Raw genomic sequence first — 13,637 nt, forward strand, 5'->3', positions numbered from 1 at the left:
TGCCTAAGTTACGGCGGACCATTGGTGGTGCGCGCGCGGGGCGCCCTGCCGGACATGCACATCGGCGACGAACGGATCGAGATGAACCCGAATTTCAGAAACTTCGCCCTCTGGGTGGTCATCTTCCTTCTTGTGCTCGCCCTGGTGACGCTCTTCCAGAGCCCCAATCAGGGTCAGCAGGGACAGGAAATCGCCTATAGCCAGCTCCTGACCGACGCGGAGTCGGGACGCGTGTCCAGCGTCGTCATTGCCGGTGACGAAATCACCGGCCGCTATCAGGATGGGGCGGCGTTCCAGACCTTTGCGCCCAACGACCCCAATCTCGTGCAGACACTGCAGGAGCGCGGCGTGCAGATCAATGCACGCCCGCCGCAGGACAACACGCCCTGGTTCGTCGCGCTTTTCCTCAACTGGCTCCCGATCCTGATCTTCATCGCCGCGTGGATCTTCCTGTCGCGCCAGATGCAGGGTGGCGCCGGGCGCGCCATGGGATTCGGCAAATCCAAGGCCAAGCTTCTGACCGAAGCCCATGGTCGCGTCACCTTCGAGGATGTCGCCGGCATCGACGAGGCCAAGGAGGACCTGCAGGAGATCGTCGAATTCCTGCGCGATCCCCAGAAATTCCAGCGGCTGGGCGGTCGCATCCCGCGCGGCGTGCTGCTCGTCGGCCCGCCCGGCACGGGCAAGACACTCACCGCGCGCGCCGTGGCCGGTGAGGCAAATGTGCCGTTCTTCACGATTTCCGGCTCCGATTTCGTCGAGATGTTCGTCGGCGTGGGTGCCAGCCGCGTGCGTGACATGTTCGAGCAGGCCAAGAAGAACGCGCCCTGCATCATCTTCATCGACGAGATCGACGCCGTCGGTCGCCATCGCGGCGCCGGCCTCGGCGGCGGTAATGATGAGCGCGAGCAGACCCTCAACCAGCTGCTGGTCGAGATGGACGGCTTCGAGGCCAATGAGGGCGTGATCATCATCGCCGCCACCAACCGCCCCGACGTGCTCGATCCCGCGCTGCTGCGTCCGGGTCGTTTCGATCGCCAGATCGTCGTGCCCAATCCCGACGTCACGGGCCGCGAGAAGATCCTGCGCGTCCACATGCGCAAGGTGCCGCTGGCTCCCGATGTCGATGTGCGCGTCATCGCGCGCGGCACGCCGGGCTTCTCGGGTGCGGATCTGATGAATCTGGTCAACGAAGCCGCCCTGCTGGCCGCGCGCCGCTCGAAGCGCATCGTCACGCAGCTGGAATTCGAGGATGCCAAGGACAAGGTGATGATGGGCGCCGAGCGCAAATCCATGGCCATGTCCGAGGAAGAGAAGAAGCTGACCGCCTATCACGAGGCCGGGCACGCCATCGTCGGGCTCTATGTTCCTGCCGGCATCCCCGTCCACAAGGCGACGATCATTCCGCGCGGACGTGCGCTCGGCATGGTGAAGTTCCTGCCCGAGGGCGATCGGTATTCCATGAAATACAAGGAATACACCTCCCAGCTCGCAGTCGCCATGGGCGGTCGCGTGGCCGAGGAGCTGATCTTCGGCAAGGACAACATCACCTCCGGCGCCACCGGCGACATCCAGCAGGCGACGAAGATCGCCAAGGCAATGGTTACCCAGATGGGCTATTCCGACGAGCTCGGCCTCGTCGATTACGGCTCCGGGCAGGATGAGCCCTTCGTCGGCATGTCGATGGGCAAGCAGAACACCACCTCCGAGGAGACCGCGCGCAAGATCGACGCGGAGGTGCGCCGTCTCGTCGATACGGGCTATCACGATGCCAAGAAGGTTCTCACCGAGCATTACGACGAGTTCGTCACCATCGCGGAAGCGCTGCTCGAATTCGAAACGCTCAGCGGTGAGGAGCTGATCGGCCTGCGTGAGGGCAAGCGCCCGGTGCGTGAGGTTCCCGAAACGCCGCTCCCGGCACGTGGCTCGATCGTGCCCAGCGCTGGTGGCAAAAAGAAGCCGCGTCCACGCGGCGAGCCCGATACCGGCGATCCGGGCATCGAGCCGCAGCCGACCTGAGGCAGGACAGATTTCGGAAGCAGGACACATTGTGCTTCCACGAGAGACCGCCTTGCGACAATGCCCGCCATCGGCGGGCATTGTCATTTACGCTCGGTCAGTTCTTTGCGCGTAATATTTCAACAGACAATGTGAACGACCACGGACATCGTCACCGCCCGTGCAACTTGACGCTCCCCGAGGTGCGGGGTAGCTGCAACGAGCGGACGGAAACCGGCTTTGATCAATCGGGGGTATGTGACCTTGCGCCAGTATTTCGGAACGGACGGTATTCGCGGACGGGCAAACAGCACCATCACGCCCGAACTCGCCATGCGCGTCGGCCAGGCTGCGGGACTTGTTTTCAATCGCGGCGACTACCGCCATCGTGTGGTCATCGGCAAGGATACGCGTCTTTCCGGCTACATGATCGAGAACGCCCTCGTGGCCGGTTTCACCTCGGTCGGCATGGATACGCTGCTGCTCGGCCCGATGCCGACCCCGGCCGTGGCCATGCTGACGCGGTCCATGCGTGCCGATCTCGGCGTGATGATCTCGGCTTCGCACAATCCCTTCGAGGATAACGGCATCAAGCTGTTCGGTCCCGACGGTTTCAAGCTCTCCGATACGACCGAGAAGCGCATCGAGAAATTCATCAATGCCGATCTTGCCAAGCGCCTCGCCACGGCCTCGCAACTCGGGCGGGCGCGGCGCGTCGAGGGTGTACAGGCACGCTATGTCGAATTCGCCAAGCGCACCCTGCCGCGCGGACTCGATCTGGACGGGCTGCGCATCGTGCTCGATTGCGCCAACGGCGCTGCCTACAAGGTTGCGCCGGATGCGCTCTGGGAGCTCGGCGCGGAGGTCTTCGCCATCGGTGTCGAACCGGACGGCATGAATATCAACCGCGAAGTCGGCTCGACTGCGCCCGAAGCGCTCCAGGCCAAGGTGCGCGAATTGCGCGCCGATATCGGCATCGCCCTCGACGGGGATGCCGACCGGGTGATCATCGTCGACGAAAAAGGCCATCTGGTTGATGGCGACCAGCTGATGGCGGCGATCGCGCGCAGCTGGCGGGAGGACGAGCGGCTGTCGAAACCCGGTATCGTGGCGACCGTGATGTCCAATCTCGGGCTTGAGCGCTATCTCGCGGGGCTGGGCCTCGAGACGATCCGCACCGCCGTCGGTGATCGCTATGTGCTCGAACACATGCGGGCGCATGGCTACAATCTCGGCGGCGAGCAATCCGGGCACATCATCATGTCGGATTATGCGACGACGGGCGACGGCCTCGTCGCCGCATTGCAATTGCTGAGCGTGGTCAAGCGCAGCGAGAAGCCGGTATCCGAGGCCTGCCACTCTTTCGATCCCCTGCCGCAGGTCCTCAAGAACGTGCGCTATGCGGGCGGCGATCCGCTCGGTGACGCGCGCGTCAACAATGCGATCGAGGCCGGGCGCAAGAGCCTGGATGGCAATGGCCGTCTGGTCATCCGCGCCTCCGGCACGGAGCCGGTGATTCGGGTGATGGGGGAAGGCGACGACGCCGATCTCGTCACGCGTGTGGTCGATGATATCGTCGGGGTGATCAGCCGGGTCGCGGCCTGAAAAAGTTTACAACTTCAGAATGTTATACCCATGCATGTCTCGGAATAACACGGGCCGGTCGGTCGTCAAGAAAAGATTATTAGGCCTAAGATTTAACTTTAAGTCGTATTTAACAAATCGCGTTCATTCTTCGGGAAGTCTTACCAACGCGCGCTGCTTCGTGCTGCCTGCGTTCGATGCTCGAAGAGGACAGTCTGTCATGCGTGAAGTTCGGCTTTCAGCCTTTGCCGGAACCGCCCTTGCCGGGATCGCGCTCGCCGGAGCGACCCTGCTTGCCGGCGGATCAGCGACCCTTGCCGCCGATCTTCCGGCGCCTCCTCCGGTCTATGAGCCGCCACCCCCGCCCGTCGCCATCGGCGGTGGCTGGTATCTGCGCGGCGATGTCGGGGTGACGCAGCAACATCTGAAAGATCTCACCAACGAGGATCTGGATGCGCGTGTGATCAATGACGGCAACAAGATCGACTTTATCAAGCAATCCTTCAATCCGGCGGCAACGATCGGCGTCGGTGTCGGTTACCAGGTGAACAACTGGTTTCGTGCGGATGTGACCGGTGAATACCGTACGCGCTCACGCTACAGTGCCACCGAGCAGATCCTTCGTCCGGATGGCACCAGGGCTGCCGATGGCGTGAACTATTTCGACGCCTCCAAGACCGAATGGGTCGGCCTCGCCAATGCGTATCTCGACCTTGGAACCTGGGGCGGGCTGACACCTTATGTCGGAGCCGGTATCGGTTTTGCACGGGTGCGCGTCGGCGATTTCCGGGATGTGAACCTCACACCGGGGAATCCCACCGTTGCAACGGCCCCCGCCGGAGCGCGCACGAATTTCGCTTGGGCGTTGCATACCGGCTTTGCCTATCAGTTCAGCGACACCATGAAGATGGATGTCGGTTATCGCTACCTGAACATGGGCAAGGGCGAGACCGGGGGCCCGGCGCGCGACCAGAATGGCGGCGGCACGTCACAGACACCCTGGGTGTTCAACAACCTGCACGCGCACGACATCCGTGTCGGCCTGCGCTGGATGCTCGATGCGCCGCAGGCCCAGCCGGCTCATTGGGATGAGCCGGTTATTCGCAAACATTGATCGGCGGTGATCTTGGAGAACCGCATGATCATGATCACCATCCGCATTTTGCAAACGGCGCCTCAGGGCGCCGTTTTTCGTTTTCCGGTGCACAATTGAAAAATGCAATTTTCCGTTAAGCTTAATCATCACTTAACGATCGCCGGCGATAGTCGACATCAGAAATCGCGTGACCTGCGCGAATCGATTCGTTGTCACAGCCGAGGACTTCGTCATGTCGAGGGTAATGCCGATCGCGGCGGCCATCATGGTCGGTTTCGCCGCCAATACCGCACAGGCAGCTGATCTGCCGCCACTTCCCGATCTCGACCAACCGCTCATCAGCGACCGCCCGCTCGGCGCCGGCTGGTATCTGCGCGGCGATGTGGGGATCGGTTCGACCGGGCTGGGCTCTGCCGTCAGCAACGATGCGCCGGGCACGCGCGAACATACCAATCGGCGTATGGGAACAGGCATGAGCCTCGGGGCCGGTGCCGGCTACCAGTTCAACTCCTGGCTGCGGGCCGATCTCACCATCGATCACCGCTTCGATGCCCGCTATCGCGGGCAGACTCGCCGCGGCACGGCAGACTGGCATCATCAGGGCCAGATATCGGCCACGACGATGCTGGCCAATGCCTATCTCGATCTCGGCACCTGGCATGCTTTCACGCCGTATATCGGCGCTGGCCTCGGCTTCTCGGCCAAGCGCCTGAACCAGTACCAAATCACCTCCGGCGGCACCACGGTCGCAAGCTTGAAGAACCGCAACCGCAATGATTTCGCCTGGGCGCTGATGGCTGGGGTCGCGGTCGATACCGGGGCCAATACGAGCCTTGATCTCGGTTACCGCTATCTGAACCTGCGTCATGCCAATACCGGCATCACGTCGGGATTCGGCGGCGTCTCGCTGCGCAGCCTCGAATCGCATGAGTTCCGCGTCGGCCTGAGATGGCACTTCGGAGATTAATGCAATTTTCAGATGCTGGTAAGTGGATGTTAAGGTTAACAGACCAGTATCAAGTCAGAAATCAGCATGACACCGCGTATTCGACGTGGCGCCTTCAAAGAGGAAAGACGATGCGGGCCAGATACTACATCTCGACGGCACTCCTCGCCGCACTCATCGCCCCGGCGGCACCGGCCATGGCCGCCGATGTCTTCGGCCCGCTGCGCGGCACACAATATGGCGGCCCGGCGATGAAGCCGGTCGTTGCGTGGGAAGGCGCGTATTTCGGCGGCACCGCCGGCGCGACGACGGGCAACGCGTTGTTCAGTGGCTCATTGAGCGATTCTGTCGGCTTTATCCTACGCAATACGACGATCAATAACTTGCTGGGTGTTGATCAATGGCTTGCCCCTCGTACAGGAGCGATGAATTCCGGCAATTTCGGGCTGTTTGCGGGTTTCAACTATCAGATTGACGAAGCTGTCCTCGGATTCGAGGCCGACTATTCCCGCGTCAAGCTCTCGACCTCCGGTCGTGATGCCATGGGACGCAGCACGGAGAGCAACGGTATTCGATACATTGCACGCACAAACGGCGAAGTCTCCGTCGAGGTTCGCGATCTCATGACCTTGCGCGGCCGCGCGGGATATACGATGGGGAGCTTTCTGCCATTCGTAACCGGTGGCCTTGCATTGGCAAACTACACAACTTTTAGCAGCGCCACTGTCGATACGGAAGAGACCATTGTTGCAACGGGCGTCGTCATCGGCGATCTCGACGAAACCGAGACCCGCCGCAAGCGTCGAACCGGCATCGGCCTTGCCGGCGGTGCCGGTGTCGACGTCTCCGTTACGGAGAATCTGTTCCTTCGTGGTGAATGGCAGTATCTGCATTTCCCCGATCTGAACGGTGCAAACGTCAACCTGCACAATTTCCGCGCCGGCGCCGCCGTGAAATTCTGAAATTGCCGCAAAGCCTTATTGGTATTGCCTTCGCGGCGCGTCGCAACCCCGGCGCGCCGTATCGCTTGCCACCCTTCCCCAGCGCGAGGCTGTTGACGCAAGCTGGCAACGCCGTCATACCCGTTGGCGGGACACCTCCCCCCAACGGGAGGCGCCCATCTGAGAGGATGGAGTCACAATGACCAATCAGACCAAGCCGGCTGCGCCCGTGCGCGCGCCTTTCTTTTCATCCGGCCCCTGCGCCAAGCGCCCCGGATGGACCCCCGCAGCCCTTTCCGATGCCGCCCTCGGGCGCTCGCATCGCGCCAGGATCGGCAAGGCGAAGCTCGCCGAGGCGATCGCGCTGACCCGCGAGGTTTTGCAGGTTCCCGATGATTACCGCATCGGTATCGTCCCCGCTTCCGATACCGGCGCCGTCGAAATGGCCATGTGGACCATGCTCGGCGCCCGCGGCGTCGACATGGTCGCCTGGGAGAGCTTCGGCGAAGGCTGGGTGACGGATGCGATCAAGCAGCTCAAGCTGGACGACGCGCAGGTGATCAAGGCCGATTACGGCGATCTGCCGGATCTGGCGAAGCTCGATACGAAGAACCGCGACGTGGTCTTCACCTGGAACGGCACCACATCGGGCGTGCGCGTGCCGAATGCCGACTGGATCGCGGCAGATCGTGATGCCATCACCATCTGTGACGCGACCTCGGCGGCGTTTGCGCAGAAGCTCGACTGGGACAAGCTCGATGTCGTCACCTTCTCCTGGCAGAAGGTGCTCGGTGGGGAAGCCGCGCACGGCATGCTGATCCTGTCGCCCCGCGCCGTTGCGCGGCTGGAGAGCTACACGCCGGACCGCCCGCTGCCCAAGATTTTCCGCCTGACCAAGGGCGGCAAGCTGAATGAGGGCATCTTCAAGGGCGAGACCATCAACACGCCCTCCATGCTCGCCGTCGAGGATTATCTCGATGCGCTGGAATGGGCCAGGTCGCTCGGCGGTCTCGATGCCCTCGTGGCGCGCGCCGATGCCAATGCCCGGGTGATCCATGACTGGGTGGCGAAGACCCCGTGGGTCGCCAATCTCGCCCGCGACCCCGCCACCGCCTCCAATACCAGCGTCTGCCTCACCATCGCCGATCCGGACGTGCTTGCCGCCGGCGAGGAAGCCGTGACGAAGGTCGCCAAGGGTATCGTCTCCACGCTCGAATCCGAGGGCATGGCCTTCGATATCGGCGCCTATCGCGATGCGCCGGCGGGCCTGCGTATCTGGTGCGGCGCCACGGTGGAGACGAGCGATCTCGAAGCGCTCACACCCTGGCTCGACTGGGCCTTCGCGCTGGAAAAGGCGAAGCTCGCACAGGCTGCGTGAGTTTTTACGTTTTGCGCTTCGCGCGACACCCCGCCGCTACCCCTCCCCTTAGGGGAGGGATTAAGGGTGGGGTGACACGGCGCAAACGCCCGACATCTCCGAATTTCCGCGCATCACCGATGCGCCGCATCACAAGGACAACGCTCATGAGCAAGCCTCGCGTTCTCATTTCCGACGCCCTCTCTCCCGCCGCCGTGGAGATCTTCAAACAGCGCGGCATCGAGGTGGATTTCCAGCCCGATCTGGGCAAGGACAAGGACAAGCTCGCCGCCATCATCGGCGATTACGACGGTCTCGCCATTCGCTCTGCCACCAAGGTCACGCCGAAGATTCTCGAAAACGCCAGCCGGCTGAAGGTGGTTGGGCGCGCCGGGATCGGCGTCGACAATGTCGATCTCCCGGCAGCGACCGCGCGCGGCGTGATCGTGATGAACACGCCCTTCGGCAATTCCATCACCACTGCCGAGCACGCCATCGCCATGATGTTCGCGCTCGCCCGCCAGATCCCGCAGGCCGACGCCTCCACCCAGGCCGGCAAGTGGGAGAAGAACCGCTTCATGGGTACCGAGATCACCGCCAAGACGCTCGGCCTGATCGGCTGCGGCAATATCGGCGCGATCGTGGCCAACCGTGCCAACGGCCTGCACATGCATGTCGTGGCCTATGATCCGTTCCTGAGCGCGGACCGGGCGCGCGAGCTCAATGTTGAGAAGGTCGAGCTCGACGAATTGCTGACACGTGCCGATTTCATCACGCTGCACACGCCGCTGACCGACAAGACCCGCAACATCCTCTCCGGCGATGCGATCGCGAAGACGAAGCCGGGCGTGCGCATCATCAACTGCGCCCGCGGCGGTCTGGTGGACGAGGTGGCCCTGCGCGCCGCCCTCGATTCCGGCCACGTCGCCGGTGCCGCCTTCGATGTCTTCGTGGAGGAGCCGGCAAAGGAGAACCCGCTCTTCGGCCATCCCAATGTGGTCTGCACCCCGCATCTGGGTGCGGCGACGGCGGAAGCGCAGGAGAATGTCGCATTGCAGGTGGCTGAGCAGATGTCGAACTACCTGATCTCCGGCGCCATCGAGAACGCCATCAACTTCCCCTCGATCACCGCCGACGAAGCCCCGCGCCTGCGCCCCTTCGTGGCGCTTGCCGAGAAGCTCGGCTCCTTCCTCGGCCAGCTCACCGAAGCCGAGATCAGGGGCATCCGGATCGAATATGAGGGCGATGTCGCCGCCATGAACACCAAGGCGCTCACCTCCGCCGCCGTGACCGGGGCGCTGCGTCCGTTCCTGCCCGAGATCAACATGGTCTCCGCGCCGCTGGTGGCGCGCGAACGCGGCATCATGGTCGAGGAATTGAAGCGTGACAACGAGCAGAGCGATTACGACAGCTTCATCCGCATCACCATCGATGCGAAGGACATGCCACGGCATGCCGGCGGCACGGTCTTCCATGACGGCAAGCCGCGCGTGGTCGAGATCCGGGGCATCGACGTCGATGCGGAATTCGCCCCGCACATGCTCTATGTGCGCAATGCCGACCAGCCGGGCTTCATCGGCTCCTTCGGCTCGCTGCTGGGCGATTCGGGCGTGAACATCGCCACGTTCAGTCTCGGTCGCGACGCGCCGGGAGGGGACGCGATCTGCTTCGTCGCCATCGACCAGCCGGCGGGCAAGGATGTGCTCGACAAGATCGAGGCCCTGCCGCAGGTCAAGCGCGCCCGCGCGGTGAATTTCTGAGGCGCCTCAGCCCATCGGCGCAAACGAAAGCCCGGTCCCGCGACCGGGCTTTTTGCATTTCGCGATCCTGTGCGGGCCGCGCCTCAGGAGCGATAATCAGCGTTGATGGCGATGTATTCCTTGGTCAGATCGCAGGTCCAGACCCGGGCGCGGCCCTCACCGAGGCCGATATCGACACGGATGCCGATATCCTGCTCGCGCATCACCGCCGCAACCTTCTCCTCGATATAGGCCGGGTCGCGCTCGCCATCGGTGGCGACGCGGATATCACCGAAATGGATCGCCAGACGATCCCTGTCCGCCGGTTCGCCCGCCTTGCCGACAGCCATGACGATGCGGCCCCAATTGGCGTCCTCACCCGCGATCGCCGTCTTGACCAGAGGCGAATTGGCGATCGCCATGGCGATCCTGCGGGCCGAATCGTCGCTGATGGCACCTGCGACATCGATGGTGACGAATTTTGAGGCGCCCTCCCCGTCGCGGACAACCCATTGCGCCAGCTCGACCAGAAGATCCTCCAGCGCCTGCCGGAAGGCTGCGAGTTGGGGATCAGCTGCATCCGAGATCATCGGCGCGCCGCGTTTCGCCGCCTCGCCGGTGGCAAACAGCATCAGCGTGTCGGAGGTGGAGGTGTCGCCATCGACCGTGACGCAGTTGAAGGAGCGATCGGCGCCGTTGGCGATCAGTGCCTGGAGCGCTTCCTGCGCGATCGGCGCATCCGTGAAGACGAAGGCCAGCATCGTCGCCATGTCCGGAGCGATCATGCCCGAGCCCTTGGCGATGCCGTTGAGGGCCACCTCGCAATCGCCGATCATCACCTTGCGGGTGGCGTATTTCGGGAAGGTGTCGGTCGTCATGATGGCACGCGCCGCCGCATCCCAGGCATCTGGCACGGCGCGGGCGGCGCAATCCTGGAGCACGCCCTCGAACTTGTCGGCTGCGAGCGGCTCGCCGATGACTCCGGTGGAGGCGATGAACACGTCATGCGGTTCGCAGCCGGCGGCGCGGGCCGCGATATCGGCGGTCTGCGCCACGGCGGCGGCGCCCTTGACCCCCGTAAAGGCATTGGCATTGCCGGAATTCACCACGAGCGCCCGGGCCCCGCCGCGCCCGAGATTGGCACGGCACCATTCCACCGGCGCCGAGGGGCATTTCGAGCGCGTGAACACGCCTGCCGCCTGCGTACCTTCACACAAGCCGACAAAGAGCACATCCGTACGCCCGCGATACTTGATCCCGGCCTCAGCCGTCGCGAGAACGACACCGGGAACGCTCTCCATCAGGGGGTAGGATTGCGGTGCGAGGGGAGAAACCTTGTCGGACATGGCCTTGATCCGGATCTGTAAGCTGTGGTCATCGCGCGGACCGGGCGGCCCGCATACGCGCCTCATCGCATGCACGGCCCCACCTGCCTAGTGCGATTTGACGAAATCGCACGCGCATACGCGTTTCCATCCCCCTGCGGTGTAGAGACCGGGGAGAGGAGAGTATCGTCGCGGCCTTCATGAAAGGCCGCCTTCCCTCCCATCACGACGGCATCGAGATCGGGATGACCTCATCAGCCGGAATCATCGCAGTGCACCGATCCACGGACCTCTGGGCGCGCCTGCCTTGATCCAGATCAGGGCGCGATCCGGCTCGACCCTGCATTCATGAGACAACGATCACATGCAAGCAGCCAATGGAGCCCGCCCGATGGATTATCCCGCCTATATCAAGCAAACCCGCGACCGTTCGCGCAATCTCAACCGGGCCATCCCCGACACCATGAAGGGCTTCGGGGCGCTGTCGACGGCGGTGAAGGAGGGCGGTACGCTCGGAGTGAAGGAAAAGGAATTCGTGGCTTTGGGGATTTCGGTCGCCGTACGTTGCGAGGCCTGCATCGCCTTTCACGTCGATGCCCTGATGAAGGCCGGTGCGAGCCGCGAGGAACTCGCCGATGTGCTCGCCATGGCGATCCAGATGGGCGGCGGCCCTTCGGTCATGTATGCCGGCAAGGCGCTCGAATGCTGGGACCAGCTCGCCGGCTGAAATCCGGCTGGAAACGCGCTTCCGGTGATCACGGGACGCGCAACATGCGCGATCACGCGGCGATATCCGGCTTTCTCCGGCTTGACCCTGCGCCCTGCAAAGGCGACACGTCTTCCCGATGGCATTGTTTCGAGGGATCGTGATGGGCGAGGCGCATGCATTTTATGAATTTGCGATGGTTCTGGCCCTGGCCTCCGCCCTGGGGCTCATCGGCCTGCTCCTGAAGCAACCCCTGGTCGTCGCCTTCATCGCCACCGGCATCATCGTCGGCCCGGATGTGCTCAATCTCGTAACGGAAGCAGAGGCCGTCGATCTTCTGGCCGAGATCGGCATCGCGGCCCTGCTCTTCCTCGTCGGGCTCAAGCTCGACGTGCATATCGTGCGCAAGCTCGGCGCCGTCTCCGTGGCGACGGGGCTGGGCCAGGTGACCTTCACCGCCGTGTTCGGTTTCCTGATCTGCCTGATGCTGGGGCTCGATGTCATCACCAGCATCTATATCGGCGTGGCGCTGACCTTCTCCTCGACGATCATCATCGTGAAGCTGCTCAGTGACAAGCGCGAGGTCGATTCGCTGCACGGGCGCATCGCCATCGGCTTCCTGATCGTGCAGGACATTGTCGTGGTGCTGGCCATGATCACGCTCTCGACCATCGGGGTCGGGGTGGGCGGATCGCAGGCGGGGCTCGGCATCGGCGGCGTTCTCGGCGCCGGCCTGCTGCTGGTGGGCGCGGTCGCCCTGTTCATCCGCTACATCGCCGAGCCGCTGATGAGCCGGATCGCACGCATGCCGGAACTGCTCGTCACCTTCGCCATCGCCTGGGCCGTCCTGTTTGCCGCGATCTGCGACTGGATCGGCCTCGGCAAGGAACTCGGCGGGCTGCTCGCCGGTGTCTCGCTGGCCACCACCTCCTATCGCGAAGCGATTGCCTCACGGCTGTCGAGCATGCGCGATTTCCTCCTGCTCTTCTTCTTCATCAATCTCGGCATGGGACTGAGCCTGAATGCGCTCGGCGACCAGCTTCCGGCGGCGGTGGCGCTCTCGCTCTTCGTGCTGATCGGCAACCCGCTGATCGTGATGGCGATCATGGGCTATATGGGCTACCGCAAGCGCACCGGGGTTCTGGCCGGCGTGACCGTGGCGCAGATCAGTGAATTCTCGCTGATCTTCATGGCCATGGGCGTGACGCTCGGCCATGTCTTCGATGCGGCGGTCGGGCTCGTCACCCTGGTCGGCCTCGTGACCATCACGCTCTCCACCTACATGATCCTTTATTCCCAGACGATCTATGGCTGGATCGAGCCGTGGATCGGCATGTTCGAGCGCGCGAACCCGCATCGCGAGGATCACAGCGAAAGCAGCAAGAGCGCATCATACGACATCATCCTTTTTGGGCTGGGGCGCTACGGCACGCAATTGTCGCGCGTCATGCATGATGCGGGGGCAAAGGTGCTGGGCGTGGATTTCGACCCGGAAGCCGTTGCCGCATGGCGCAGGAATGGTCTGCCCGGCCTCTATGGCGATGCCGCCGACCCGGAATTCGTCATCGGCCTGCCGCTGACGCGGGCACGCTGGCTGATCATCGCCACGCCGCATATCGGCCCCTCGGTGACGCATGAGGATGCGCGGCTGATCCTGATGGAAGAGGCGCGCAAGGCCGGGTTCAGCGGCAAGGTCGCGATCCGCGGGCACGGCCCCGAAGACAAGGCCATGCTCGAGAAAGCCGGTGCCGATCTCGTGCTCGACCCCTTCGCCGATGCCGCCGTGCGGGCCGGCGAGATCGTCGGATTCTGCCGCGAGGAGGTTCGGCAGGGTGGTAATATCAAGGGCGATGAGGTGAAGGCACCTGAGGTCCCTGCCTGATCGACGGGCATCGCGCCTGTATTTTGAGCAGCCCTGCCGGCAAAACGCAGTTGCCGGGAGGGT

General features: G+C 63.4%; 10 protein-coding genes. 9 read left to right on the plus strand and 1 reads right to left on the minus strand.

The genetic code is table 11. The features are described from left to right. The first annotated feature begins 81 nt into the window (after positions 1 to 81). The 7 genes from ftsH (at position 82) to serA (ending at position 9,682) form a co-directional block, all read left to right on the plus strand. Positions 82 to 2,019, plus strand: coding sequence for an ATP-dependent zinc metalloprotease FtsH (gene ftsH / locus GA0071312_RS00815; protein ID WP_074444079.1), 1,938 nt, complete (start codon positions 82 to 84; stop codon positions 2,017 to 2,019). A gap of 243 nt (positions 2,020 to 2,262) precedes the next feature. Further along, positions 2,263 to 3,603 carry a phosphoglucosamine mutase gene (gene glmM / locus GA0071312_RS00820; RefSeq protein ID WP_074444080.1) on the plus strand — a complete coding sequence of 447 codons (1,341 nt, stop codon included), beginning with the start codon at positions 2,263 to 2,265 and terminating at the stop codon, positions 3,601 to 3,603. A 199-nt stretch (positions 3,604 to 3,802) separates the two neighbouring features. Further along, positions 3,803 to 4,696 carry an outer membrane protein gene (locus GA0071312_RS00825; RefSeq protein WP_165603928.1) on the plus strand — a complete coding sequence of 298 codons (894 nt, stop codon included), beginning with the start codon at positions 3,803 to 3,805 and terminating at the stop codon, positions 4,694 to 4,696. Between the two features lie 214 nt (positions 4,697 to 4,910). Continuing rightward, complete coding sequence (locus GA0071312_RS00830; RefSeq protein ID WP_083204185.1) at positions 4,911 to 5,645, plus strand: outer membrane protein; 735 nt, start codon at positions 4,911 to 4,913, stop codon at positions 5,643 to 5,645. Positions 5,646 to 5,755: 110 nt separating this feature from the next. After that, positions 5,756 to 6,586: an outer membrane protein gene (locus GA0071312_RS00835; protein ID WP_074443231.1), complete on the plus strand. Its 831-nt coding sequence runs from the start codon at positions 5,756 to 5,758 to the stop codon at positions 6,584 to 6,586. A 178-nt stretch (positions 6,587 to 6,764) separates the two neighbouring features. Then, entirely contained in the window at positions 6,765 to 7,943 is a 1,179-nt protein-coding gene (locus GA0071312_RS00840) for a phosphoserine transaminase (RefSeq protein ID WP_074443232.1), read from the plus strand. 146 nt (positions 7,944 to 8,089) lie between these two features. Beyond that, a complete protein-coding gene (gene serA, locus GA0071312_RS00845) occupies positions 8,090 to 9,682 on the plus strand; it encodes a phosphoglycerate dehydrogenase (RefSeq protein ID WP_083204189.1) in 1,593 nt (530 codons plus the stop codon). A gap of 83 nt (positions 9,683 to 9,765) precedes the next feature. Here the strand turns inward: serA and argJ are convergent, their stop codons facing one another. Then, positions 9,766 to 11,007 (minus strand): bifunctional glutamate N-acetyltransferase/amino-acid acetyltransferase ArgJ, encoded by a 1,242-nt coding sequence (gene argJ, locus GA0071312_RS00850; protein ID WP_074443234.1) that lies wholly within the window; start codon positions 11,005 to 11,007, stop codon positions 9,766 to 9,768. 343 nt (positions 11,008 to 11,350) lie between these two features. On the opposite strand from argJ, the gene GA0071312_RS00855 reads away from it, so the two are divergent. Together GA0071312_RS00855 and GA0071312_RS00860 are read left to right on the plus strand one after the other, a co-directional pair. Further along, positions 11,351 to 11,713 carry a carboxymuconolactone decarboxylase family protein gene (locus GA0071312_RS00855; RefSeq protein WP_238947041.1) on the plus strand — a complete coding sequence of 121 codons (363 nt, stop codon included), beginning with the start codon at positions 11,351 to 11,353 and terminating at the stop codon, positions 11,711 to 11,713. 118 nt (positions 11,714 to 11,831) lie between these two features. Then, entirely contained in the window at positions 11,832 to 13,574 is a 1,743-nt protein-coding gene (locus tag GA0071312_RS00860) for a cation:proton antiporter (protein ID WP_238947042.1), read from the plus strand. Positions 13,575 to 13,637: the final 63 nt, after the last annotated feature.

This window comes from Saliniramus fredricksonii (assembly GCF_900094735.1).
In the GTDB taxonomy this organism is placed as follows: Bacteria; Pseudomonadota; Alphaproteobacteria; order Rhizobiales; family Beijerinckiaceae; genus Saliniramus; species Saliniramus fredricksonii.

Coding starts and splice junctions, on each gene's coding strand:
- ftsH (WP_074444079.1), top strand. CDS start 82: ATGAACCCGAATTTCAGAAACTTCGCCCTCTGGGTGGTCATCTTCCTT.
- GA0071312_RS00825 (WP_165603928.1), top strand. CDS start 3,803: ATGCGTGAAGTTCGGCTTTCAGCCTTTGCCGGAACCGCCCTTGCCGGG.
- GA0071312_RS00830 (WP_083204185.1), top strand. CDS start 4,911: ATGTCGAGGGTAATGCCGATCGCGGCGGCCATCATGGTCGGTTTCGCC.
- GA0071312_RS00835 (WP_074443231.1), top strand. CDS start 5,756: ATGCGGGCCAGATACTACATCTCGACGGCACTCCTCGCCGCACTCATC.
- GA0071312_RS00840 (WP_074443232.1), top strand. CDS start 6,765: ATGACCAATCAGACCAAGCCGGCTGCGCCCGTGCGCGCGCCTTTCTTT.
- serA (WP_083204189.1), top strand. CDS start 8,090: ATGAGCAAGCCTCGCGTTCTCATTTCCGACGCCCTCTCTCCCGCCGCC.
- argJ (WP_074443234.1), bottom strand. CDS start 11,007: ATGTCCGACAAGGTTTCTCCCCTCGCACCGCAATCCTACCCCCTGATG.
- GA0071312_RS00855 (WP_238947041.1), top strand. CDS start 11,351: ATGCAAGCAGCCAATGGAGCCCGCCCGATGGATTATCCCGCCTATATC.
- GA0071312_RS00860 (WP_238947042.1), top strand. CDS start 11,832: ATGGCATTGTTTCGAGGGATCGTGATGGGCGAGGCGCATGCATTTTAT.